At 65.0% G+C, this 23468-nt stretch carries 19 protein-coding genes; 10 read left to right on the top strand and 9 right to left on the bottom strand.

Annotated features, from left to right (window positions below; translation table 11 throughout):
* Window positions 1–32: 32 nt before the first annotated feature.
* On the top strand, window positions 33–1076 hold the full coding sequence (locus FBY20_RS25200; protein WP_142055260.1) for a DNA-binding protein: 1044 nt from the start codon (window positions 33–35) through the stop codon (window positions 1074–1076).
* 29 nt (window positions 1077–1105) lie between these two features.
* Here the strand turns inward: FBY20_RS25200 and FBY20_RS25195 are convergent, their stop codons facing one another.
* The 4 genes from FBY20_RS25195 to FBY20_RS25180 all read right to left on the bottom strand — a co-directional run bounded on the left by FBY20_RS25195 (window position 1106) and on the right by FBY20_RS25180 (window position 9436).
* Window positions 1106–1774, bottom strand: coding sequence for a response regulator transcription factor (locus FBY20_RS25195; RefSeq protein WP_056317838.1), 669 nt, complete (start codon window positions 1772–1774; stop codon window positions 1106–1108).
* Between the two features lie 323 nt (window positions 1775–2097).
* Window positions 2098–5373 (bottom strand): hybrid sensor histidine kinase/response regulator, encoded by a 3276-nt coding sequence (locus tag FBY20_RS25190; RefSeq protein ID WP_142055258.1) that lies wholly within the window; start codon window positions 5371–5373, stop codon window positions 2098–2100.
* Window positions 5374–5381: 8 nt separating this feature from the next.
* Window positions 5382–6599 (bottom strand): EAL domain-containing protein, encoded by a 1218-nt coding sequence (locus tag FBY20_RS25185; RefSeq protein ID WP_142055256.1) that lies wholly within the window; start codon window positions 6597–6599, stop codon window positions 5382–5384.
* On the bottom strand, window positions 6596–9436 hold the full coding sequence (locus tag FBY20_RS25180) for an ATP-binding protein (protein WP_222119280.1): 2841 nt from the start codon (window positions 9434–9436) through the stop codon (window positions 6596–6598). Before FBY20_RS25180 ends, FBY20_RS25185 begins: the two co-directional genes overlap by 4 nt.
* Before the next feature lie 137 nt (window positions 9437–9573).
* Between FBY20_RS25180 and FBY20_RS25175 the strand changes: the two genes are divergently transcribed.
* The 7 genes from FBY20_RS25175 to FBY20_RS25145 all read left to right on the top strand — a co-directional run bounded on the left by FBY20_RS25175 (window position 9574) and on the right by FBY20_RS25145 (window position 16480).
* Window positions 9574–10341, top strand: a complete 768-nt coding sequence (locus FBY20_RS25175) for a hypothetical protein (protein WP_056317846.1) — start codon at window positions 9574–9576, stop codon at window positions 10339–10341.
* A 113-nt stretch (window positions 10342–10454) separates the two neighbouring features.
* Window positions 10455–10811: a hypothetical protein gene (locus FBY20_RS25170; RefSeq protein WP_142055254.1), complete on the top strand. Its 357-nt coding sequence runs from the start codon at window positions 10455–10457 to the stop codon at window positions 10809–10811.
* Between the two features lie 132 nt (window positions 10812–10943).
* Window positions 10944–12071, top strand: coding sequence for an AI-2E family transporter YdiK (ydiK, locus tag FBY20_RS25165; RefSeq protein ID WP_255452490.1), 1128 nt, complete (start codon window positions 10944–10946; stop codon window positions 12069–12071).
* A 710-nt stretch (window positions 12072–12781) separates the two neighbouring features.
* Window positions 12782–13489: an RNA pseudouridine synthase gene (locus tag FBY20_RS25160; RefSeq protein WP_142056222.1), complete on the top strand. Its 708-nt coding sequence runs from the start codon at window positions 12782–12784 to the stop codon at window positions 13487–13489.
* Window positions 13489–14688 (top strand): LD-carboxypeptidase, encoded by a 1200-nt coding sequence (locus FBY20_RS25155; RefSeq protein ID WP_370458355.1) that lies wholly within the window; start codon window positions 13489–13491, stop codon window positions 14686–14688. The genes FBY20_RS25160 and FBY20_RS25155 overlap by 1 nt, the downstream gene beginning before the upstream one ends.
* 123 nt (window positions 14689–14811) lie before the next feature.
* Entirely contained in the window at window positions 14812–15156 is a 345-nt protein-coding gene (locus FBY20_RS25150; RefSeq protein WP_062839481.1) for a helix-turn-helix transcriptional regulator, read from the top strand.
* 16 nt (window positions 15157–15172) lie between these two features.
* On the top strand, window positions 15173–16480 hold the full coding sequence (locus FBY20_RS25145; RefSeq protein ID WP_254595288.1) for a type II toxin-antitoxin system HipA family toxin: 1308 nt from the start codon (window positions 15173–15175) through the stop codon (window positions 16478–16480).
* Window positions 16481–16486: 6 nt separating this feature from the next.
* On the opposite strand, the gene FBY20_RS25140 is transcribed toward FBY20_RS25145, so the two are convergent.
* From FBY20_RS25140 to FBY20_RS25130, 3 genes are all read right to left on the bottom strand, one after another.
* Window positions 16487–16951, bottom strand: a complete 465-nt coding sequence (locus tag FBY20_RS25140) for an Rrf2 family transcriptional regulator (protein ID WP_056317851.1) — start codon at window positions 16949–16951, stop codon at window positions 16487–16489.
* Window positions 16952–17034: 83 nt separating this feature from the next.
* Window positions 17035–17841, bottom strand: coding sequence for a methyltransferase domain-containing protein (locus tag FBY20_RS25135; protein ID WP_056318766.1), 807 nt, complete (start codon window positions 17839–17841; stop codon window positions 17035–17037).
* A 108-nt stretch (window positions 17842–17949) separates the two neighbouring features.
* Window positions 17950–19299: an APC family permease gene (locus tag FBY20_RS25130; protein WP_142055252.1), complete on the bottom strand. Its 1350-nt coding sequence runs from the start codon at window positions 19297–19299 to the stop codon at window positions 17950–17952.
* Between the two features lie 537 nt (window positions 19300–19836).
* Between FBY20_RS25130 and FBY20_RS25125 the strand changes: the two genes are divergently transcribed.
* Together FBY20_RS25125 and FBY20_RS25120 are read left to right on the top strand one after the other, a co-directional pair.
* On the top strand, window positions 19837–20223 hold the full coding sequence (locus FBY20_RS25125) for a DUF6152 family protein (protein WP_128830281.1): 387 nt from the start codon (window positions 19837–19839) through the stop codon (window positions 20221–20223).
* A gap of 13 nt (window positions 20224–20236) precedes the next feature.
* On the top strand, window positions 20237–20722 hold the full coding sequence (locus tag FBY20_RS25120; protein WP_142055250.1) for a DUF6644 family protein: 486 nt from the start codon (window positions 20237–20239) through the stop codon (window positions 20720–20722).
* Window positions 20723–20729: 7 nt separating this feature from the next.
* Here FBY20_RS25120 and FBY20_RS25115 read toward each other — a convergent pair whose 3' ends face one another.
* The gene (locus FBY20_RS25115) at window positions 20730–21665 is read right to left on the bottom strand and encodes an SMP-30/gluconolactonase/LRE family protein (RefSeq protein ID WP_142055248.1); all 936 of its coding nucleotides are present in this window, start codon (window positions 21663–21665) and stop codon (window positions 20730–20732) included.
* Window positions 21666–21784: 119 nt separating this feature from the next.
* A complete protein-coding gene (locus tag FBY20_RS25110; RefSeq protein ID WP_056317863.1) occupies window positions 21785–23446 on the bottom strand; it encodes an arylsulfatase in 1662 nt (553 codons plus the stop codon).
* Window positions 23447–23468: the final 22 nt, after the last annotated feature.

Raw genomic sequence — 23468 nt, 5'->3', positions numbered from 1 at the left:
TAATCCAACCCACCTCGGCGACGCAAATCATCATGGCCACTGGCATTACGGAATCGGACGTCTGGAGCGCTGCGGATGCGCTGTTGCTGGAGGGTGCCCGACCCACCATCGAGCGAGTTCGCCAGAAAATCGGCCGGGGCTCGCCCAATACCGTCAGTCCGCACCTGGAAACCTGGTTCCGCGCGCTGGGCGCACGCATCCAGGATCCGCGTGCGTTTGCCGCACCCACCGCGGTACCGGACCCCATCGCCCAGGCCGCCACGCATTTCTGGGAAGCCGCGCTGGCGGCGGCCAGGGCTGAACAGGCTCGGGCGTATGAGGAACGATGGGAGGAATTGGCCAGGGAAGGGGAGCGGTTTGCCGCGCAGGCCGAACAGCTTGAACTGCGCGAGGCGCAGCTGATCGAGCGGGAAAAGCATCTGCAGGAAGCGCTGGAGGTCGCCAGGGCGCAATTGGCCACCACCGAAAACCGTCTGCAAGCCGCCGAAGCGCAATTGCGCCAGCGTGACGCGGCGCTGGCCGCGACGCAAACCCGTCTGGAGGACGTCCGCGCCGCCAACAAGGCCTTGCTGGCCGACGCCGAGCAGGACCGCGACCGGCACGCGCAGGCAATTGCCGCCCTGGATGCGCGCCACGCTGCCCACGAGCGCCGCTGGCTGAACGAGCTGGATGCGGAGCGGGGCGCGGTTAAGCGCTTGCAGACTCGTCTGGACGCATCCCTGGTTGCCGCCCAACAGCAGGCAGACCAGCTACGCGACGCGCTTGCCGCCGTCCAGGAGCAACAGCGTGCGGCCGAGCAGCGAGCTGCCTCTCTTCAGGCGCAGGCGCTGGCCGATCAGCGCGAACGGCATGCCGAGACCGTGGCGGCGGCCCAAGCGCTTCAAGCCAGCCAGGCGCGGGAATCGGATTTGGCGCAACGCCTGGCGGGCGCATCCGCGCAGGTGGATAGTCTGATGGCGCAGCTGAAATCCCGGGACGTCCAGTTCGGCGAACTGACGACGCGTTTGCTGGCGATGCAAGCGTCTTCACACCCCACGCAGCCGGCGCACACACCTGAGCCGGCTCAACCCAAGTAATTCATGGCGCACCGTTTGACGCGACTACATCAAGAGAACCCTTGTTCGTCCGCGTACCTGAGCAGTTCGGCGTTGGTCTCGATGTTCAACTTGCGCATGGCCGATTGCTTTTGCGTGCCGATGGTGGCTACCGACCGGTGAAGGCGCTTTGCGATCTCTGTCACGGACAGGCCTTGTGCAAACATGCGGACCACTTCAAGCTCTTTGGGTGACAGCCCTTTTGTTCTGCCGGCGCGTCCCATCGTCACGTCATTCTGGCTGAGCCGCTGGCCGATGCTGTTGGACAGGATGGGGCCGCTTTCAGTCAGCGCCCGGATGCATATCGACACCAGCTCGTCGATGGGCTCTTCCTTGCTGACGATGCCCGTTACGCCCACCTGGCGAAGCTGGTTCAGGATGCCGCTGTTGGACAGCATCGTGAAGACGACGATGGGAATTTCCGGAAACAGGCGTTGCAGACGTTCGATGAGCCGCAATCCATCTTCATCACCGGACCGGGCGGCCATTGAAAAGTCGGTGACGATGAGATGGCAGGGATGGTCCTGCACCGCAGTGACCAGTTCAAGTCCCGAGCGCGCGGTGGCGACGACCGTGAAACCGGGCACCTCGTTCAGGGAATCCGCAAGCGCAAGAGAAATGATGGGATGATCGTCGGCGACGATGATTCGCACATCCTGGTCAGACGAAAGCTTCATCATGGACCCGCCATCGCGTTGATGTTCGAATGCACCTGGTGATTCCTCGTGTCCGGCTTGCGATGCCGCAGGGGGAAGCCGTTCCTTGGCTGGCCCCACCAGGCTAAGGGCGCCAGGATTTTCGATACTTCCGTCGGTGACCATTTTATGTTCAAACTCCACTGAAAAGGCGAGCAGAAGCGGTTGGGCTGCAGGCTGAATGGGCGTGAGGCAGTCAGGCGGGGAAAGAGATAAAGCCGCTGAATCTACCTTCGGAGCGTCAACCGATACATCGATAAGCTTCGAAAGCAAGCCGGCCCAAGGCCAATAAGCGGACGGAATGAAGGCTAGATTTCCGCCAAGGTGTTGCGCAGCAATTGCACCACCGCGTGACCCTCGGCCTGTGCCACGGCATCCAGACCCGTGCCGCGCAGCAAGTCTTCCAGCGCCTCCAGCCGTTGCGTGATCGCCGTCATCTGCATGACGCTCAGCGCGCCTCGCATGCGGTGCAAGGTGCGGCCAAGCAGACGCTGGTCGTTGATTTCAAGGGCCCGCACCATCTGCGTGACGTCCGCCTCCATCGTGCTGATGAACAACGCGCGGTACTTTTCTGGCACGGCAGGCTCGGGTTCGGGTTCCGGTTGGCGCGTGGCGCGCGGCTGCGCTGCGGCTTCGGCCGCGTCGGCCGGCTGCGCGCCGCTTCCCTGCAGATGCCGCCGCAGCGTGGAAAGGCTGATGGGCTTGACGAGCCACGACGTCATGCCGGCCGCGAGGCACCGTTCCTCTTCTTCGCGCATGGCATTGGCGGTCACGCCGATGACGGGAACGGTGGCGCCCTGGGCCCGCAACGCCTGGACGAGCTCATAGCCATTCATGCGCGGCATGTTCACGTCGGTCAGCACGACGTCGTAGCGGGCAAGCCCCCACAGCATCAGCGCCTCGGCGCCGTCGGACGCCAGCGTGACCTCGCAGCCCAGTTGCTCCAGCTGATGTTGCAGGGTGGCCTGGTTGATCGGGTTGTCTTCGGCGACGAGGATGGACAATCCCAGCGGGGTATACGCGCTGCTGTCGGCGTCCCCGGGCAAGGCGACTTCACCGCGAACCGCCGCCAACATGCCGGCGGCGATGTGCTCGACGCTGGCGATCACCTTGACTGTCCGCGCGGTGGGTGACTTGCCGCTTGCGCTGGCCAGCACATGGTGGCCGGGCCAGTCCGCCAGGTCGGCGCCCCCGGTGTAGAGCACGTCGACCAGGATGTCGTCCGGCGTGCCGGCGGGCAGGGGAGCGCTCGCGGGGGCCGCGGCGGCGCCCCAGCGCTTGAGCCATTGGCAGACGTTGTCGGACAGTTCGTGATGCGGGCTGCGAACGTACACGTTCATGCCGCTCAGGTCGGGCGGGCTGGCAGCCTGGCCGGCGGCCACTGACAAAGGCAAATCCAGCGAAAAGCTGCTGCCCAGGCCAAGTTCGCTGGTGACGCGGATGCTGGTGCCCATCAGACCGGCCAGCCGCGCGCATATCGACAGGCCGATGCCGGCGCCGCGCACCGTGTGCGAGCCGCTGTCGATCTGATAGAAGGGAACGAACAGCTGCGCCTGGCCCTCCTTGGGAATTCCGATGCCTGTGTCGACCACTTGCAGCCGCAGATGCGTCTTGCCGTCCAGCACTTGACCCACCGTCAGGCGGACGATCACGTGTCCGGAATCGCTGAACTTGATGGCGTTGCTGAGCAGGTTGCTAAGGATCTGGCGGATGCGCACGGGGTCGCCGGTCATCCAGTCGGGCACGTCAACATCCACGCTGCAAAACAGCAGCAGCCCCTTCTGTTCGGCCATCGCCGCGTAGGCGTTGGTGCATTCCTCGACCAGTTCGCGCGGGTTGAAGTCCGAATACTCCAGCGCGAGCTGCCCGGCTTCGATCTTGGTGATGTCCAGGACATCGCTGATGAGCTGCAAGAGGATCGCGGACGAGCTTTGCATGCGCTCCAGGTGCTGCCGCTGTTCCTCGTCCAGCGCGGTAAGGCTCATGAGCTGCAGCGTGCCCAGCACGCCATACAGCGGCGTCCGGATCTCGTGGCTCATCGTGGCCAGGAAAGTCGATTTGGCTTCGTTGGCCTTGTCCGCCTCGCGCTTGGCGTCCGTCAGGGCCTGCTCGATCACGGCCCGGGCGCTGATGTCGGAAAAGGCGCACAGCACGACGTCCTGGTGGTTGTAGCGCGTGGGTGCGTAGGCGACGTACAGCGGACGTCCGTCCGTCGCCTCGAAACTGGCGATGGTGCCCGGTCCCGTCGCGCCCAGGACTTGCCGCAGGAAGAGGTTGGTCTTGGGTGAATTGTCCAGTTCGCGGCCGGGCTCGGCGCCCAGCCATTGAAGCGCGAGACTATTGCCGAACACCACTTGTCCCACCGGCCGCGCCAGCACGCACAGCGCCACGGGTGCGGTTTCAATCAATGTACGGCTGAATTCTTCCTTTTCGACGATGTCGCGCTGCGCATTGGACGCCGGCGCAATGACATGACGGCTGTACCAGCGCGAGGACACGATGCCGGCGCCAAGACTGAGCAGGAGCAGCAGGCCCGCGATGGCCGGCAGCCACAGGTTGTCCTGGAAAAACGCGCCATAGCTGATGCGGTACGTGCCCGTCCACACGCCGGAAGGATCCGTGACGCGCAGCACGATGCCGTCCGCTGTGTATTCGAGGCCATCCCTGGACGCCGCCGGGCCCGGCGCCTCGCCCAGCAGCAGGCCTTCATCGCGGTGGGTCAGCCAGAATCCGCCATGCAGCGGCTTGCGCAGCGTCTTTTCAAAGATGTTGATCCGCTGGTGGTTGAATTGCGTGGTGGCATACACGGCCGACGTCCTGCCTTGGGCCGTGGACCAGACCGACTGCGGCATGTCGGCATAAATGATGCCTAGCATGCTGCCGGACAGCGCGTCCGGGCGGAACCAATGCACGCGGCCGGTTCCTGGAAGTTCGCGGTGGCTGGGTAGGTCCTGGTCGATAAGGCGTTGTCGCACTGTCTGAAGACGGCGCAATTCCGTCCTGACCGCGTCCGTCACCGCCAGGAATGCGGCGGCGTTCAGCCGGTCATACCCCGACACGGCATCCACGGCAGGCACGCTCATGCTGATGCTGTCCGCCTGGTTGACCAGAAATACCGTGGAAGCCGGGTAGTAGGATGCGGCCCAGAAGCTGGAGTAGAAGTCGGCCAGGAATTCGCCCAGGTTGGCGAGCCGGCGGCCCGCCGTGGGACAGTCCGTGGCCTGCTCGCACGCTAGCGAAAACGCCATTTCCGCATAGGTGTGCTGGCCTTCGAAGATCTGCATGCCGAAGCGTTCCGGCACCTCGGTCGCGTGCAGATTGATGGTCGTCGACAGGCTTTCTTCGGGAAGGGATGCGTTATGCGCGCGCAGCCTGCCCAGGAATTGCTCCTGCGCCTGGACGTACCCGACCAGTATGGAGAAATCGAGCTTCAGGCGGTCACGCTCCTGGTCGACGATGCGATTCAAACCCCAATAGAGCGCGCCGATCAGGATCAGCGCAAAGGGAAGGATGCCGAAGAGCGCGAAGTTCAACCAGCGCGAGGTGCGGGTGATTCGGGCAAACGGAGTGTCCGGCTTACGCATGGTCGGCCTTACCGCGCGGGCGGAGTCATGGCGCGCCGCTCTCGGGCGAGAAGCTGGCTGAAGCCGTCGGTGTCCACCGCGGCCGAAATGAGGAATCCTTGGGCGCAGTGGCAACCGATCTGGCGCAGGAACTCGAGGTCGCAGGCCGTTTCGACGCCCTCGGCCGTGACCTGAAGCCCCAATTGCCGGCCCAACTGCACGGACGACCTGAGGGCCGCCGCCTGGTTTTCGTCGCTGGCGGCGCCGCTGACAAAGGCGCGATCGATCTTCAGTTCGGTGAACGGCGTCGAAATCAGGCTGTACATGGAGCTGTAACCTCGGCCAAAGTCGTCTTGTGCCAACCCGAAACCTTTCAGGCGTAACCGGCTGGCGCCCATATAGTATTGGGCTTGTGCCGTGGTTGTCTCGTCCTCGAGCAATTCGAATGTGACTTCCGACGGCGCTACCCCGCGGGTCAACACCATTTCCTCTAGTTCGTCGGGTAGATCCGGGTCGTCCAGGAACTGCGTGGGCAGGTTGACCGAGACCGGGACGCGAAAGCCTTGCTGCCCCCACTGCAAGTGCCCGCGCAGCGCGTCTTGCAGGATTTGCCGCAGCAGCGCCTTGTCCAGGCCCAGGCGGCGGATGGCGGGAAGAAAGGCGCCGGGCGACAGGCAACCCAGTTTGGGGTGCAGCCATCGCGCCAGCGCCTCGGCCCCGACGAAGCGCCCGGTGGCCAGCGACTGCTTGGGCTGAAACCAGGCCTGCAACTGTCCGTGGTGCAGCGCGTGTTCCAGGGCAGTGCGGTCCGAGGCGGGCCCGGTCCCGGGGCGGCCCGGCATTGACTGCTGACGGTCCCGGCACAGTTGGCTGGCCAATTGGCTGGCGTCTTGCACGGTGAAAGGCTTGCAAAAGGTGCCCAGCACGTCCAGACCCTTTTCCCGTGCCATCAAGGCGACGCTTTCGATGAGGCGCCGCACGCAGGCCGATACGATTGCCAGCGCGGGCGCGCGGCGCTGCCTGGCGAGCCGGTCTATGAATTGCACGCCATCCATGCCGGCCATGTTCAGGTCGATCAGGACCAGGTGATATGCCTGCAGCTCGGTCTTGGCCAGGGCGGTCTCGGCACACGACGCCACGTCCGCCTGCCCGAATCCGGCCGCTGCCAGCTGATCTGCCAGGTGGACGCATTGCAGCGGATGGTCGTCCACGATCAGGACCCTGTACTCGGACAGCGTTTTGGTCATGCGGCTTCCTTCAGGGTCATCAACGCCTTGCACAGCGCCGAAATGGGCAGCGGCTTGAGCAGCACGGTCGTCATGCCGGCTTCAGCGCTGCGCCGCAGGTCTTCGGTGAATGCGCTGGCGGTGATGCCCACGATCGGCCGGGTGTAACCCTGGCTGCGCAGTGTGCGGGTGAGCGCGTAGCCGTCCAGTTCGGGCATCTGCAGGTCCGTCAGGATGGCGTCGAAATCAGGAAGTTCGGGCAGCGCCAATGCGTCGTTGCCGTCTGCCGCCAGGACGACGGTGCAGCCCAGATGTTCCAGCTGTTCTCGAAGGATCTGCCGGCTGACCGGGTTGTCCTCGACGACCAGCAGGTGCATGTCGAGCGAATCGCAGGATGCCGGGGGGGCAGGGGGCGCCTTCGTGGCGGCGCTGTCCTGTGCAAGGCGGACCGCGCCGACGATGCTGGCCAGACTATGACTGTCGGCGGTCCAGCTGTTGATCGCCGGCTGCGGCTTGATGCCCGGCGGATGCGCAATGACCCGGGCTCCGCGCCAGGCTGCTGGAATGAAGTCCCGGGACCATGTTTCCACCAGCACGCTGCCTTCGCGCCGGCCATGCAGCGCGTCCTTGAACGGCATGGCCAGAGCGCCGCAATGCCGCAGCCACTGGCACAGATTGGTGACGACCTCGTTGTTGGCACCCCGCACGAATACGGGCCGGGGGTCCAGCCGGACGCCCATTTCCGGTTGCGCGCCGCTGACGCGCGGAAGCGTCAGGACGAGCGACATGCTGGTGCCCAGGCCTGGCTCGCTGACGGCGGTGAGCGTGCCGTTCATCATCTCTGAAAGCCGCCGGCAAATGGCAAGTCCAAGGCCGGTGCCGGGTACGTTCTGGTTGGGTCCGCCTTCGGCGCGGAAGTAGGGTTCGAAGAGCCGCGCGTGGTGCTTTGCAGAGATGCCCATGCCGGTATCGGCCACCTGGAACTTCAGCGTCGCACCATGCGCGTCCTGGCTGAGCGTCTGAAGGCGCAACACCACCTGACCCGAACTGGTGTACTTGATGGCGTTGTTAACGAGGTTGTTCAGGATCTGGCGTACGCGCATCGCGTCGCCCAGGACCAGCGGCGGCGATGTCACGTCGGCCAGGGCATACAGCTGCAGACCCTTGGCTTCGGCGCGCGCCCCGTAGGTGCCGATGACGCTGTCCAGCATCTGAACGGGCGAGAACTCCGCGGTTTCGAGCGTGAGGTAGCCGGCCTCGATGCGCGACAGGTCGAGCGTGTCGTTGATGGAGCTCAGCAGGCTTGCCGAGGACTGCTGCATGGTTTCCAGGTATTGCTGTTGCTGTCTGTCCATGGCGGTCAGGCTCAGCAGTTCGAGGGTGCCGAGAATGCCGAACAGGGGCGTTCGGATCTCGTGGCTCATGGTGGTCAGGAACACCGTCTTGGCGTGATTGGCGGCGTCCGCGTGCAGCTTGGCCTGGGTGATGGATTGCTCGACCCGCTTGAATGCGGTGACATCGTTGATGCCGCAGAGGATGACGTCCTCGGCGTGATAAGTGATTGGCGCGAACGTCAGGTACAGGCATCGTCCGTCGTTCAGGACGTATTCGCGGTCGGCGCTGAAGTCGTTTTCTGAGAGCAGCCGGGACAGCAGCCCGGCATCGCCCAGCAGCCAGTCCTTGGCAAGTTCGTTCGCCAGCAGCGGGCTGCCATCGGCGCGGCGCAACAGGCACAGTCCCACGGGCGCGACTTCGACCAGCTTGCGATTCAGGGATACGCTATCGGCAAGGGCTTCGTATTGCCGCAGGGCCGGGGCGACGAGTTTCTTGCGGATGTGCCGGATGCCGAAAATGACGGCCGCAAAGAGCAGACAGGCGCCGCCAAGTATTGCCTGGATGGCGAACGCCATGTCGCCCAGGATGCGGCTGATGGGCGTGTAGTACACAAGCCGCCAGCCCGCTTCACCCACGGACTTGCTGAGGACGACGAAGCGGGGCAACAGACCCGGCCCCCCCCAGCCGAATGCGTCTTCCCGGCCCCCGTAACGGCTAAGGCCCGCCAGCACCTGCGGGTCGGCGGGGCTGTGCAGGACAGGCGCGTCGTGCTGGTCGTGCAGGATGTAGTTGCCCCCGCGAAGCGAGGACAGGTCGATGGCCTCGTCGAGGTCGCCGAGTTCCAGGCCGATCCATCCGGCGCGCGGCGTGTTGGGGTCGATGGGGGTGTACAGGTAGAGCGGGTTAGCGTTGTGTGTTGACGGCTTCAACCAGGTGATGGCGGTGCGCCGGTCGTGCGCCGCGCCGGGATCGGCCGCCGCCAGCGCCCGAGCGATCCAGGTCTGTTCGTCGGCGCCCAGCTGGGGGATGCGGGCAGGCCCGTGCGCCGGGGGCCGTGCAGGGCGCGGCGCGACGTACGTGGTCTGGCCGTTGCGGCCGGAGGTGAACAGCAGACGGGTATGTGCGAAGGCGATGTCGTCAAGGACGCGGGGCGTGAGGATCAGCGCCCAATCGTAGACGTTTGGGGCTTCGTGTAGCGGAAACACCTTGATCTGACCCGTGTTGCCGAAGTGCGATGGGGTGTTGGACGCGGGCGCGGCATCGGTGTTGCGCACCAGGCTGGAAGCCAGCGACCGGAGCAGCGCCTCGCGCTGGTCGAAGAAGATCTGCGCGTTGTACGCGGCGGCGTTCATTTGCCGGCGGTAGGTGGAAGCGGTGCTGGTAAAGGACCAGTACAGCAGAAATACGGCTGCCGCTGCGATGCAGGCCAGCAGCGCGGCGGCGAAGAGATGCAAGAGCAGCGTGGGGGCTCGGGGGACTGGCTGGACGTCTGGCGCGGGGGTCTTTGGATCCTTGATTGGCATGCGGCCATCGTAGGCATCGCGCTAGACGGCGGATATAAGAATATTTTGAAAATGCTCCAACCCTGGGGCGCAATCGCCGCCTGAATCGTAGTTTTTCGATTGGTTTATGAATTTGCCATCCATAGACTCATCGACTTATGAACGCTATCAACCTGGCCGAATCCGCCACCCTCGTCAGCGAGCCGTTACGTATCCAACCTGTCCTGGACGCCAAAGGCGTCGTACGCGAAATGGCGCTGGTCGGCGGCCAAAGCTGGCACGGTCCCGCGCTGCTTGCCAACGCCGCCTCGGCCGACGCCCTGCGCCGCGCAGGTCGCGTCTTCCGGGCTGCAGGCTGCATGGCGCCACTGTCCATCGACCATCCGCTGAACGTCAACTCGGACATCCTGCTGCCCCGCCAGCTATGCGAAGACCTGCGCATTGGCGCCGTCGCGGGCGATCAACTACGCGAAACCCCACAAGAATCCCATCCCAGCCTGCCGATCTACCCCTGCGGCAAAGTCACATACAACGTTCCCCTTAGCGACCGCCTGGCGCACGGCGCGACGCTTTTTCATGGTTACCAGGAACTGCGGCCCGCGCTGCGGGTGCGTTTGCTGCCCTCGGCGCAAGCATCGTTCGGCACGCTTCGCGCCACGGGGCTGCGCGTCGGCATTCCCGAAGGCATCTGCACCCGCCGTCCCCTGCAAGAGCGCTTCTTCAGCCTGCTTGGGCAAGCGTCCCGCCAAGGCCTGAAGGTTCTGGCGCAGGACATCCGCAGGATCGAAGACTTCAACTGGCTGCGCGCGCAGCCCGACGTGCTGTTCCAGGGAGAGGCGCTATCCATCGCGCTAAGCCTGCAGTACGTGCAGGATTGGCTGACCAGCGCCGGTTCCAACTGGCGCGAATTTCAATTGGGGACATAGTCGCGCCCCATAGCTCCGCCGTAGAGCAGGGGCCTCAAGCCCGCGCGGATTCGAGCTCAAGCCCCCCGGCGGAACCAATCTCAAGCCCACGGCGGATCCGATAAAATCCGCGCATGCTTCCCACTCAAGTCATTCTGGCGCTGCTGGTGCTACAGCTTGCGCTACTCATTCCCCTGGTTGCCGTGGCCATCCAGTTCGCGCGCTGGATTCATTGGTGCTTTCTTGCCGCTCCCGACACACGGGGAGAGCGCCCCCGGTTTACCGGACCCGTGCTGGCGCTGATCTTCAGCACCCTGGCCGCCACCGACTTCATCGGCTTCGAGCCATTCCCCACGCTGTCGCAACTGAATCCCGTGCCCGAGGGCGCACGCGCCTACTTCACGGTGGCGATGCTGGCTCTCGCGGTCTGGTGCTGGGCATACTCCGGCGCAATCCGCAGCCGGTTTCGCGCGTTGCTAGGCGCCTCGTAGCGTCTACTCACGTTTCCATTCAGATTCTGCGCGTTTTCGAATACATTCGATTCAGCGCGTTGGCTGGCACGGACGGGCGCCGCCGGTCCTCATCCACCGCAACCGGGGCGGCAGCCTCGCCAGGAGGTTCGGGTGATACCACGCCAGTCCGTCGACATAGCCCGCATCCTGCTCGTCATCGTCATGCTGCTGGCGTTGATGATCGGCAGCCTTTACGTCCTTAGGCCTTTCCTGCCGGGCCTCATCTGGGCCACGACCATCGTGGTCGCCACCTGGCCGGTGCTGCTCTCGATCCAGCGGCATTGCGGCGGCCGGCGCTGGCTGGCAACGGTGGCGATGCTTCTCATCCTGCTGTTCGTGATCGTGCTGCCGTTGTACCAGGCGATTTCGACGCTGGCGCTGCACGGCGGCACCATCATGGCGGCGGTCAAGCGCCTGCCCGATTATGCGTTGCTGGCGCCTCCGTCGTGGGTGCGCGGCATTCCGCTGGCGGGCCCGCGGATCGCCCAGGAATGGCAGGCGCTTTCCGACGCCGGCGCCGGCGGCTTGCTGGCGCGCATCGAACCCTACCTGACCACCGCGGCGCACTGGTTGCTGGGCCACGCGGCGATTGTCGGCGTGTTCGTGATGCACATGCTGATCACAGTGATCATCGCCGGCATTCTGTACAGCAAGGGCGACGCCGCAGCGGACTTTGCGCTGCGGTTTTCCAACCGGCTGGCCGGCCCGCGTGGCGTGGCGGCGATCAAGCTGGCCGCGTCCGCGATCCGCGCGGTGGCGCTGGGCATCGTGGTCACGGCGGTGGTGCAATCGGCGCTGGGCGGCATTGGCCTGTGGATTGCCGGGGTGCCGGCGGCTGGCATTCTGACTGCCCTCATGGTGATGCTGTGCCTGGCCCAACTGGGACCTTTCCTGCCCATGCTGGGCGGCGTCGCCTGGCTGTTCCAGAACGACATGAAGCTGGCTGCCGCCGTGCTGCTGGTCTGGGCCATCGTGGTGGGCACCTTGGACAACCTGCTGCGGCCGCTGCTCATCAAGCGCGGCGTGAATCTGTCGATGCTGCTTATCCTGTCCGGCGTGCTGGGGGGCATGTTCGCCTTCGGCATCGTCGGGTTGTTCATTGGCCCGGTCATCCTGGCGGTGACGTCGACGCTGTTGAAGGCCTGGATCGACGAGGTGCCGCCGCCCGTGCAGGCCGCCGAGCAGGCGGCAGACTTGGAGCCGGAGCCGCCCGAGGGACTTGGGCAGAAAAGGGCGTAACATCCGTCTCAAGGTGCGGGCCATGTGGCCCGCTTTTCGCAATACCCGGCAATACCGATGACCAAGCTTCTGATCGCGGCGCCCAAAGGCGCTTCTGACCCATTCCTTTACCGCTTCAATCCGCTGTGCCAGGAGGAGGGACGATGAGCAGCACCTTGCGTCCCACCAAGCCCGGCACGCTCAGCCTGTCGTCCCGTCCCGCCAAGCGCGCCACGGGAACTCGCAGTGCTCGTCCGCCCAGGTCCGGGCCGTCAGCCCCCGCGGCGGGAACACCCCGCCGCGAGCCTTCCGCCACAAGCCCCAGCGAGGCCAAATCCGGCGTGAAACGCGCCGCCGATCGGCCCGCCCGTCCGGCGGCGTCGACGCGGCCAGCGCGTTCCGCAAGCAACGCACCGGCCCGTCCTGCCCAAAGCGGCACAACCGGCCGCGCCAGCCCGCCGGCCAAGCCGGCTCGTTCTGCCCCAAGCGGCGGGACCGGCAGAGCGCAACTGCCGGTCGAGCCAGGGACGAAGCGCCGCGCCGCAAAGCCCGGCATTGGCGGCGCGGATAGCCGGCACGGCAGCCGACCGGATCGTGCACCTCAAGATCGTGCACCTCAAGATCGTGCGCCTCAAAATCGTGCACCTAAAGACCGCGCGCCTCAAGCCAGCGCGAGGCCATCGCGTGGCCAGCGTCCCGCCCAAGCCCCCGCTGCCGCGAACTCCGAGCGGCTGGCCAAGCGGCTGGCCACGGAGCTGCCGTGTTCACGCGCAGATGCCGAGCGCTACATCGAAGGAGGCTGGGTCACGGTCAACGGCAAGGTGCAGGAAGAGCCCGGTTTGCGGGTCACGGCCTCGCAGACGGTCAGCCTGCTGCCCGGCGCCAAGCTGGAAGAGGGCCGTCCGGTCACCATCCTGATCCACAAGCCAGCGGGCATGTACGCTGACGACCAGCCCGGTTCGGCACGCGACCTGATCCTGCCCGAGAACCTGATGCCCGGCGACCGTTCCGGCCAGCGCTACTTGAAGCGCATGTTCAATGGACTCAAGCTGGTGACGCCGCTTGAGCGCGCGGCAAGCGGTCTGGTCGTGTACACGCAGGAGTTCGCGGTGGCGCGCAAGCTGGTTGACGAAGGCCGACACGTCGAGCAGGAGTACGTCGCCCAGGTCGAAGGCCAGCTCAGCGAGGCCGATCTGGCCCGCATGCAGCGCGGCATGGCCTATGAGGGCCGCCCGGCCACCCCGATGAAGGTGAGCTGGCAAAACGAAACCCATCTGCGCTTTGCGCTGAAGTCGCCGATGCCCGGGTTTATTGAAGCGGTGTGCGAAGCGGCAGGCCTGCGCCTGCTGGCCCTGCGGCGGCTGCGGATCGGGCGCTTGCCGATGGCAGGCCTTGCGGCCGGGCAATGGCGCTACCGGCTGGAGTACGAGCGATTCTGATGCGCGGACCGACCAGCCCCCCGTTCGCCAATCTCCTGAACCGGCCCAGTCCGGAATCCGGCTCGCACCAGGATGCCGGTCTGCAGGACGCCAGACGCCGGCGGATGCTGTTCAATGCTGGCGCCCTGTGCCTGTCGGGGCTTGGCCTGGCGGGCTGCGCCGGCGGCCGGAAAACGTCCTCGCCGGGTGCTCTGAACCGCCCCCCCGCGCCGCCGCCGTCGCACGCGAAACCCTCGGCCGCACCCGTGCCGGCGTTGCGGCCGGGTGCGAAGGTCGCCATCGTGGCGCCCGCATCCGCCGCGCCCAACGCCAGCGACCTTGCCGCGCAATGGCTCGAAGACCGGGGTTATTTTCCGGTGATCATGCCGGCGTCGCGCACACGGCTCGACGCTCCGTATGAATACCTGGCGGGCACCGACGTACAGCGCCTGGATGACCTGCACGCGGCGTTCGCCGCGCCGGACATCGGCGCGGTGTGGTGTCTGCAAGGCGGTTTTGGCTCATGGCGCTTGCTGGACAGGCTCGATTACGGGCTGCTGCGCCAACACCCCAAGCCCTTCATCGGTTACAGCGACATCACGGCCTTGCATCTGGCCATGCAGCGCCACGCCGGTTTTGTCACGTTCCATGGGCCGATGCTGGCGCAGGATCTGGTGGCAGGCAAGGGCGAACCCACCGAGTCGCATCTGCTGGCGATGCTGAGCGGCCAGATCGGGGAGGGCGCGTGGATCCAGCCGCCGCCGGACAGCCGGGCCATGGAACTGGTGGCTGGCACCGCAAGCGGGCGGCTGGTGGGCGGCAACCTGGCGCTTATTGCCGCGCTGATCGGTTCCCGGCACGAGATCGACACGCGCGATTCGATTCTGTTTTTCGAAGACGTCAACGAGGCGCTGCCGCGCGTGGACCGGCTCTTGAGCCAACTGGCGGCCGCAGGCAAGTTCGACGGCGTCCAAGGTGTGATCGTGGGCAATTTCACCCGCATCATCGGGACGAATCTGGACGACGCGCAGGCGCAGAGCCTGCTGTATCCGCTGATACTCGAACAGTTCGGCGCTCGAGGCATTCCGGTGCTGGCTGGCTGGCCCAGTGGACACGGAGATCCGAACCTGACCCTGCCGCTCGGGGCGCGCGTCACGTTGGACACCGCACGGGCAGGGTTGCGGCTGGATCAGGCGGTGATCCGTGCAGCCACCGGTTGATGTTATGAAATGCCTCATTAATAGCGCATAAGTCAAACTTATACGCCATTAATTGCTCATAAAACAGCAGTGGTTTGCCTCATTAATAATGCATAAATCCAATCATGGCGCTATTATTGCGGCATGAAAAAGAAAATCGAACCCAGTTTCGAGGCCGCCGAGGCTTTGGCTCGCCTGGGCGCGCACATCCGCACCGCGCGCCTTCGCCGCAATGAAACCGAAGCCATGCTGGCCAGCCGCATGGGCGTGTCGCGCGCCACCATCAACCGGCTGGAACGCGGCGATGGCGGCGTTTCCCTGGCGCTCGCCGTTGAAGCGTTGTTGCTGTACGGCTATGGAGACCAGGTGTTCGCATTGGGCGACCCGGACCTCGATGGCGTGGGCAAACGGCTTGACGCCATGCGCCGCCCCGCTCGGGGCAGCGGCAAGGCGCAGCATTCGCATCGCGCCGATCCGTCCAGCCTGTAACGCGGTGGTCAACATCGTGCCTGCCAAGAAAACCAAAACCGTCGAAAGCGAGCTTTTCGTCTATGTGGACATCCGGGGCGAAGCCGTGCTGGCTGGCGTCCTGACCCTGGATGACAGCGACGAGAATCACTTCTTCGCCGAATTCACCTATGTGCAGTCCTACGTGAACGATCCGCGGGCGTTTTCGCTGGATCCGCTCAATCTGCCGCTAACCGACTCCGCCACCACCTTCCGGACCGAAAGCCGGTACCAGACGCTGGGCGCGATTTTCGACGCCGCGCCGGATGCCTGGGGCCGCAACGTGATGCGCGTGGACAACGCGGGCGCCCGCGTGACGGAGAACGAAGTGCTGCTCAAGGGGCGGGGCATGGGTGTGGGGGCGCTTTTTTTCAGCGCCCGGCAATTGACGCCCAACATGCGCAAGACCTATCGGCTGCCCGAAGTCAGCCAGCTGGATTCGTTGGCCGACCTGCTGACCGACATCGACCAGGGCATCAAGCCCAAGGGGCTCTATCGCGACATCCTGGGCAGCTCATGGGATATCGGCGGGGCGCGGCCCAAGACGATCGTGCGGGACGAGGCGGGCGAAATGTGGATTGCCAAGTTCCCGCGCAAGGGCGAATCCTACGACCGCCAGCGCGTGGAATACGCGAACCTGCAGATGGCCAAGGCCATCGGCTTGAACGTGCCGCAGATCCGTCTGGCGCAAACGCATCTGGGCGCCGTGCTGCTGACGCACCGGTTCGATCGCGAGCTGCTGCCGGTCAGGCAGGGCGCGGATCCGGTCATCGCGCGGCGGCACTTCCTTAGCGGCGCGTCGCTCATCAGCCCGTCCGTGCATATCGGCAAACGCGAGCTCGACGGCCCGCGCGGCAAGGCCACGTATTCCTACGCGCGCCTGGCCGACGTGGCGCGCCGTATCTCGTCCAATCCCGTGCAGGATCTGCTCGAACTGTATGCGCGGATGATCCTGAACGTCGCGGTCCACAACACCGACGACCATCTGAAGAATGTCGGATTTCTGAAAGACGAAGATGCGCGCACCTACCGGCTGTCGCCGCTTTTTGATGTGGTGACCCAGGAAGGTTCGGCGCGGCACTACCTTCACATCGGCTCCGCCGGCCGCGACAGCACGTTTGCCAATTGCCTGACCGAGTACCGGCGTTTCGGACTCCGGTCGGAAGGAGCCGCCAGGTCGATCATCGACCGCGTGCGGGACGTGGTGGGCGAGCGCAGGCGTTTCTACGAAGAAGCTGGCATGTCACAGGCCGAAATCGAACACGTCGAGGCCTCATTGATGGCGTGGCGCCAGCCGTGGGAATAGGGCGGCTCAAACCTCGTGAACGGCGTGCGGGTCGTACGCCTGACCGCGCTCGACCATGCGCGCGTGAAAATCCCGGCTCAATTCGGCCAGCGTGACCTTGCCGAGCCGGTCCAGAAGCAGTTGCTGGGCCTGTTCGAACACGTCGTCCAGCGACGCATTGACCGCCTCTTCGACCAGGCATCCGGGCGATTCGCTGCGGTTGCCCATGGCGAAGATCTCGGGCGCGCCCAGCGCTTCGTAGATATCGCGCAGCGTGACCGCTTTGAAATCGCACGAAATCGTCCATCCGCCGCCATGACCTTTTTCGGACCGGACCAGGCCCTGTTGCCGCAGGCCGCCCATGATGCGGCGGATGACGACAGGATTGGTCTGCATGACGCGGCCCAGGTCATCGGAGGTCATGGGACCGGGGCGCTCGGCCATATGCAGCAGAACGTGCAATACGCCGGAAAGCTTGCTGTCTCTTCTCATGCAACAGATGCTATTGCATGACGGCAGCCATGGTCAACGCGGCGCGGCACCCGAACAGCCGCGCCCCGCGGCAAGGGCATCGATCAGATCCGCTTGGCCTGCCATTCCCCCTTGCCGGCCGCGCTTCCGCTCATGCTGCGGCCGTTCACCTCGCCCGCGTAGCGCACGCCATTGGCGGTGAAGGTGATCGACTTTCCGTCCATCCGGGCGTCGGAGATCGGCACGGACCCCAGCTTGCCCGAGAGCATCTGGTAGTGCTGGTCAAGCTGCAGCGTCTGCCCGCCCAGATCCCATTTGCCCTGCACCTTGGCCGGCACGATCCACAGGAGCGCCGTGCAATAAGTCTGGCAGTTCTCGGTGACGGTTTCCGAGGCATCCGGCTCCCAATCGCCCATGCGGAAGGTGTTTGACACCACGCGCGTGCCGGCCGGCAGCTCCAGCAGTTTGGGGCGCAGCTTCTCGTTGATGGTCGAGAGCAGGAACATCGTGATCACGTCCGCCTGGGACAGATCGGTGGTGAACAGGTCTTGCGCCACGAACGTGGCGCGGTCGGCCACGCCCGCGCGCTTGGCATTTTGGCGCGACAGCTCGACCAGGTCGGGGTTGTATTCGATGCCTTGCGCGGTTAGTCCGCGCTGTGCGGCCGTGATGACCGTGCGGCCGTCGCCCGAGCCCAGGTCCATCAGCCGGTCCTTGGGGGTGACCTTGGCCATGTCCAGCATCTTGTCCACCAGGGTCTGCGGGGTAGGCACCCAAATGACGTCCTTGCCTTCCTGGCCGACGTCGGGCACGTAGCCTTTCTGGGCGCCGGCCTTGGCGGGCGCAGTGGCAGTCTGCGCCATGGCGGCGCCCGCGCTCAGCAGCGTGAACGCCATCGCCGAGGCCAGCATCGCAAGGCGCAGGCGCGGGGTGAATACCTGGGACGCGGTTTTCGAATGGTCGAGGGAGCGTGGCATGGTGAGGGTTCCTTGGACGGTGGAGGACAGGGGAAGAGCCAGTCAGCTTGCGGTCTGGGCGGGCTTGAGCAGGCGCATCAGTGGCGCGCCGGCCGCCAGCACCGCCAGCCCGATCAGGGCGCCCGCGCCGGCATACATGGCGCTGGACACGACCAGTCCGGCGCAGGTCAGCGCCAGCAGCAAGGGCGGCAGCGGAAAGAGCGGAACGCGAAAAGGACGAGGGCGGTCGGGGTCCAGGCGGCGCAGGCGCCAGACCGAGGCGGCGACCAGCATCATGAAAAGCCAGAACACCGGCGCCGTGTAGGCCACCATGGTCTGCACGCTGTTCTGGCTGAACGCGCCCAGCGCCACCAGCGCAAGGGTGATCACGCCCTGAACGACTAGCGCGCTGACAGGCGTCTCGTTGCGCGCGCTCCAGCCCGCCAGCGCCTGCAGCCGGGGCACGTCGCGGCCCAGCGCGTAGTACACCCGCGCGCCGGTAATAATGGTGCCGTTGATGGTGCTGAGCGCCGTGGCGCAGATGGTCAGGCTGAGCAGCGCCGCCGCATAGGGTCCTGCGGCCAGCTGCATGACCTCGGCACCCAGGGCGGGCGTGTCCCGCAGTCCCTGTAGTCCGAAGATCTCAAGCAGCGCGATGTTGGTCAGCACGTAGGCGGCGGTGACAACCGCCGTGCCGATGAGCAGCACCCGGCTCATGTTGCGCCCGGGATCGCGCAGTTCGCCGCTGAGATACGCGGCCTCGTTCCAGCCGCCATAGGTCAGCAGCACGAAGACCATCCCCATGCCGAGCAGCCCGGCGGTATTGCCCGACAGCGGGGCCGGTGACGCGGCAGCGACAGACTCGCCGCCCGACGCGGTCAGGCTGGCGATCAGCACCGCGGCCAGCGCAATCAGGGTCAGCACCGTGAAAACCCATTGCAGCCGTTTTGAATAACGCGTGCCGATCATGTTCAGGCCCGTCAGAACGACGACGGAGATGGCCGCGTGCACAGCGGGGCCCAGGGATCCCAGGGGCAGAAGCCGCTGCGCGTAATCCCCGTAGATGAATGCCACGACTGCGATTGCGCCGGTCTGGATGACGGAGCATCGCGCCCAGGCGAACATCAGCCCGACGCGCCGTCCCCAAGCGCGGGTCAGATAAAGGTATTCGCCACCCGCGCCGGGATACGCCGAGCCGAGTTCCGCGTAGCAAAGCGCGCCGACCAGCATCACAAGTCCGCCCGCGCACCAGAGGCCGATATAGACCGCTTCCGAATGCGCGTGCTGCGCGACCAGAGGGGGAAAACCGAAGATGCCGATGCCGATGACCACGCCCACAAGGACCATGGTCGCGTCCATGACCGACAGGCCAGTGGGCGCGCGGCTGTTCACCGTATCAGGGACGGCGCTCATGGGAGTGCGCGCCGCAGACATGGATTGGCGCGTAGCGGCAGGCGGGGGACAAGCGGGAAATCCGGGGGGCGCGTGGTGAGCGTGATGGACACATTCGCGGGCAAACGCGAGCGGAGCGATGACATGCAATTCTCCCGGGGTGGACGCGCGGACGGATGCTCAGGGCAAATGTCGGCATATGCTGACAATTGCCTGAACATAAAGCGACCGTGACCGGCAGCGGAAAGTTCCGCAGGGTTTTCCTGGGTCCGCGCGTCATCCAAACACAGAGATCAGCAGATTTCACTATTCATGCAATGTCTAATATTTAGTCTTCAAGCCATTGATATTTAACGACAACATATGCAATGAAAAATTCGAAATTAAAGTTGAATATCTAAAGTAATTTCTCAAGTGCGACCGACGTTTTTTTGTCCACGTGCGTTCAATAAATTCCCACGCACGTTGGAAACGCGCTGCTATCCTGCTTTTTCGTGCGCTCAACCCTGCGTCGCGACGCGGGGAATGGCATGCCACCGCAACCACAGGAGCATCGACATGAAGCTTTCCCGACACGCGTTGTTTGCCGCCTTGGCGCTGTCCGCCATGACCGGGGCTGCCCCGTCGGCCTTGGCGCATCACGGCTGGTCGTGGGCCGAATCCGAACAGATGACGCTGCAGGGCACGGTCGAGCAGGTGCAGATCGCGCCACCGCATCCCTCGCTCAAGGTGCGGGCCAAGGATGGCGTCTGGACCGTCGAGCTTGGCAATCCGAATCAGACCAAGGAAGCCGGTTTCGTGGAAGGCTCCGCCAAACCTGGAGATGCCATCACCGCCGTCGGCAACCGAGACCAAGACGCGGCCGCCAAGCGCATGAAGGCCGTCCAGGTGACCGTTGGCGGCAAGACCTACGATATCTATCCCAGCCGCATCAAGAAGCCCTGACCGCTGGCCGTGGATGCCTGACCTGCTACGACTTGCGCTCGAACAGCTTCAATCCGTGCCGCCAGCGCTGTGGCTGCGCCGGTCCGGCGTTCTCTATCTGCTCGTCAACGCCGCCCATATCGGCGCCATTGGTCTAGTGATCGGTTCGATCGTTCCGCTGGATCTGCGCCTGCTCGGCGTACTCAAGCCGGGGGCGCTGGCCGTCCTGGCGCCCGTCTTGGCGCGCACGGCCGCAACGGGCTTGGCATTGGCGGTGTTGACGGGGGCGCTGCTGTTTTCGGTGCGGCCGCTCGACTACCTGTACAACCCGGCATTCCTGGCCAAGATGGGCTTGCTGGCGGCGGGCGCGGTCAACGCCTGGCTGGTGAATCGGGGCAGGGCTTGGGCAAGCGTGGCAAATGGGAGCCCGCCGTCGCCCGCGCTGCGCATTCAGGCGACGGCCTCTCTGGTGCTGTGGCTGGGTTGTCTGGTGGCGGGGCGCTGGATCGGCTTTCTGTAGGCCGGCATCAGCAGTACCCGACCCCCTGCGCATTCACATACAGCGCGAAGAGACATTGCCCGGTGACCATGAACAGCCGGTTGCGGCGCGCCCCGCCAAAACACAGGTTGGCGCACCGATCGGGCAGGGCGATGCGGCCGATGGCCGTGGCGTCGGGCGCAAATACCATCACCCCGCTCAAGGCCGGGCCCGGGCCCCAGCCCGCCCAGACATTGCCGTCGGTGTCGCAGCGTATGCCGTCGGGAATCGCGCCGGTGTTTGCCTCGACAAACGTGCGGCCGTCGTCCAGCGACCCGTCCTGTCCCACCGCGTAGACCAGGATGCGATTCGGCGTCGAACCGTTGTCCACGACATACAGCAGTCGCTCGTCCGGCGAAAAACACAAGCCGTTGGGGTTGTGGATGCCGCTTACCACGACGTCCAGCCGGCCGGAGTCCGGATCCAGGCGGTAAACATGCGTCGGCAGCTCGGGTTGCGCCTGAAAGCCCTCGTAGTTGGAGAGAATCCCGAATAGCGGGTCGGAGAACCAGACCGACCCATCGCTGTGCACGACAACGTCGTTCGGCGCGTTCAAGCGCTTGCCCTCGAAACGGTCGGCCAGCACGGTCAGCGAGCCATCGTATTCGGTGCGGACCACGCGTCGACCGCCATGTTCGCAGCTGACCAGCCGGCCTTGACGGTCGCGCGTGTTGCCGTTGATGTAGCCGGAGGGCTTGCGGTGTACCGATACGGCGCCCGTTTCCTCGTCCCAGCGCATCAGGCAGTTATTGGGAATGTCACTCCAGACCAGGCACCTCGCGTCACCGAACCACACCGGGCCTTCGCCGTACCGGATGCCGGTCGCCAATCGTTCGACGCCGGCGTTGGTGAGCCTGATCGTCTGGAATCGGGGATCCAGGACCTCAATGGCCGGGTCGGGATAGCGCTCGGTGGGTTCCCACATAAAGCCTCCTGTTTAGGCAGGCGGCAGCTTGCCGGAGTCGCGCCGCCGTGCCCATCCATCGTCAGCAGCAAGCCGCCTGCCTGGACTGCCCATCGTCCCGGCGCGGGCGGCGCCGGGCGTCAGTTACCGCTGGGCAATGACAAAGTGAAACCGTCCTTGGCCAGGCTTTCGCGAATGTACTGGAACCGCTCGTAGGCCGACAGCGTCAGTGGACCGGTATAGCCTTCGCTCTGCATCTTGCGGGGCGGATAGTCTATGTAGGTCTTCATCAGCGGGGCAACGGCGTCGTTGATCATGACCATCGTCCACGTCCGTTCGGTGACGTTGCTCATGAAAATGTCGTAGCGCTCCTGCGGATCGGCCCACAAATCGAATACCTGGGGCACCGTCGCGACGTAGGACTCGGCGCCTTTCCAGCCCAGGTTCGTGTCCACGGCCAGTCCGCCGGTCACCGCGCCGTCGTCGCCGCGCAGGTTGAAGACCGCCTTGTAGTTGGCCACGCGCACGGCGCCCGGCGACAGTTCGTTTTCCGTGAAATAGAACCACGCCTTGCGATCGCACTTTCCGGTGCCGAAGAGCACGGGCGACATGTCGTAGCTGTCGAAGATGATCGGCTTGTCCTCGCGGTCATTCGTGGGCAGCTTCACGCCCGCCACCGCGGCAAAGGTTGCCATCAGGTCCAGGCCGCCCACCAGGCTGTGATCCTTGACGCCCGCCGCGATCTTGCCCGGCATCCAGGCGATGGCCGGCACCCGGTTGCCGCCTTCTCGCACCGTGCCCTTGGTGCCGCGCAGCGGCGTGTAGCCCGCGTCGGGATAGACATCCTGCCAGGCGCCGTTGTCCGTCGTGTAGAACACCAGCGTGTTCTTGTCCAAGCCCAGCTCGCGGATCTTGTCCATGATGCGGCCGATGCGCGAATCCAGCTCCACGACCGAGTCCGCGTACTTGCTCTTGGACAGTGACTTGTGGATGTAGTCCGGATCCGGCATATTGGGCTGGTGCACCTTCATGAAGTTGATGCTCATGAAGAACGGCTGCTCGGACTTGGCGTTGCGCTCCAGGTAGTCGAGCGATGCCTTCTCCACGTAGCGGTCGAAGAACGGAATCCCGACGACGCCTTCACGGCCGTTCACCATGGGCGTGTCGACGTATTGGCCGTTGATCTTGAATTCCTCGCGCGCTTTCTCTCCCGCGTTGCCGGACAGCGCACCCTTGGTGACCCGCTGGAACATTTCCCGCACGTCGGCGGGCATGTCAGGAAACCAGGTGGGATCGGCGTAGGTGTAGGCATTCAAGTGATAGAGGCCGGCGTACTTCATCTCGTCATAGCCCTGCGCGTTGGGCAGGGCATAGTCGGCTTCGCCCAGGTGCCACTTGCCCGTGAAGAACGTCTTGTAGCCCGCGGTCTTGAGCACCGATCCCAGCGTCCACTCCGCTGCGGGCAAACCGCCGCCCTGGCCTTGGAACGCCACGGTCGTCATGCCGCTGCGGTTGGGAATGCGGCCAGTCTGCATGGCCGCGCGGCCGGGGGTGCAACTGGGCTGCGCATAGAACGAAAAGAAGGTCATGCCTTCGCTCGACAGCCGGTCGATGTTGGGCGTCGGCATGCCGCGCCCGATGCCGCCGCCATACGGACCGAGATCGCCAAGTCCGGTGTCGTCCGACACGAGAAGGATGATGTTGGGTTTGCGCGGGTCCTGCGCGACAGCCGGTGCGCAAAGTACCGCGCTGGCCAGGAAAAGCGCTGCGGCACCACAAGTGAAAGTTCGTTTGGTCGCCATTTTCAACTCCGCTGTTTGAGAG

Origin of the sequence: Achromobacter sp. SLBN-14 (genome assembly GCF_006715415.1) — a bacterium.
GTDB lineage: Bacteria > Pseudomonadota > Gammaproteobacteria > Burkholderiales > Burkholderiaceae_B > Achromobacter > Achromobacter mucicolens.
The sequence above is the reverse complement of the archived record's forward strand: the minus strand, read 5'-3'. Positions and strand labels throughout refer to the sequence as shown.

What these genes read in the sequence shown, in the direction of transcription:
- FBY20_RS25200 (WP_142055260.1), top strand. Translation starts at nt 33, where the DNA reads ATGGCCACTGGCATTACGGAATCGGACGTCTGGAGCGCTGCGGATGCG.
- FBY20_RS25195 (WP_056317838.1), bottom strand. Translation starts at nt 1,774, where the DNA reads ATGATGAAGCTTTCGTCTGACCAGGATGTGCGAATCATCGTCGCCGAC.
- FBY20_RS25190 (WP_142055258.1), bottom strand. Translation starts at nt 5,373, where the DNA reads ATGCGTAAGCCGGACACTCCGTTTGCCCGAATCACCCGCACCTCGCGC.
- FBY20_RS25185 (WP_142055256.1), bottom strand. Translation starts at nt 6,599, where the DNA reads ATGACCAAAACGCTGTCCGAGTACAGGGTCCTGATCGTGGACGACCAT.
- FBY20_RS25180 (WP_222119280.1), bottom strand. Translation starts at nt 9,436, where the DNA reads ATGCCAATCAAGGATCCAAAGACCCCCGCGCCAGACGTCCAGCCAGTC.
- FBY20_RS25175 (WP_056317846.1), top strand. Translation starts at nt 9,574, where the DNA reads ATGAACGCTATCAACCTGGCCGAATCCGCCACCCTCGTCAGCGAGCCG.
- FBY20_RS25170 (WP_142055254.1), top strand. Translation starts at nt 10,455, where the DNA reads ATGCTTCCCACTCAAGTCATTCTGGCGCTGCTGGTGCTACAGCTTGCG.
- FBY20_RS25155 (WP_370458355.1), top strand. Translation starts at nt 13,489, where the DNA reads ATGCGCGGACCGACCAGCCCCCCGTTCGCCAATCTCCTGAACCGGCCC.
- FBY20_RS25150 (WP_062839481.1), top strand. Translation starts at nt 14,812, where the DNA reads ATGAAAAAGAAAATCGAACCCAGTTTCGAGGCCGCCGAGGCTTTGGCT.
- FBY20_RS25140 (WP_056317851.1), bottom strand. Translation starts at nt 16,951, where the DNA reads ATGAGAAGAGACAGCAAGCTTTCCGGCGTATTGCACGTTCTGCTGCAT.
- FBY20_RS25135 (WP_056318766.1), bottom strand. Translation starts at nt 17,841, where the DNA reads ATGCTGGCCTCGGCGATGGCGTTCACGCTGCTGAGCGCGGGCGCCGCC.
- FBY20_RS25130 (WP_142055252.1), bottom strand. Translation starts at nt 19,299, where the DNA reads ATGAGCGCCGTCCCTGATACGGTGAACAGCCGCGCGCCCACTGGCCTG.
- FBY20_RS25125 (WP_128830281.1), top strand. Translation starts at nt 19,837, where the DNA reads ATGAAGCTTTCCCGACACGCGTTGTTTGCCGCCTTGGCGCTGTCCGCC.
- FBY20_RS25120 (WP_142055250.1), top strand. Translation starts at nt 20,237, where the DNA reads ATGCCTGACCTGCTACGACTTGCGCTCGAACAGCTTCAATCCGTGCCG.
- FBY20_RS25115 (WP_142055248.1), bottom strand. Translation starts at nt 21,665, where the DNA reads ATGTGGGAACCCACCGAGCGCTATCCCGACCCGGCCATTGAGGTCCTG.
- FBY20_RS25110 (WP_056317863.1), bottom strand. Translation starts at nt 23,446, where the DNA reads ATGGCGACCAAACGAACTTTCACTTGTGGTGCCGCAGCGCTTTTCCTG.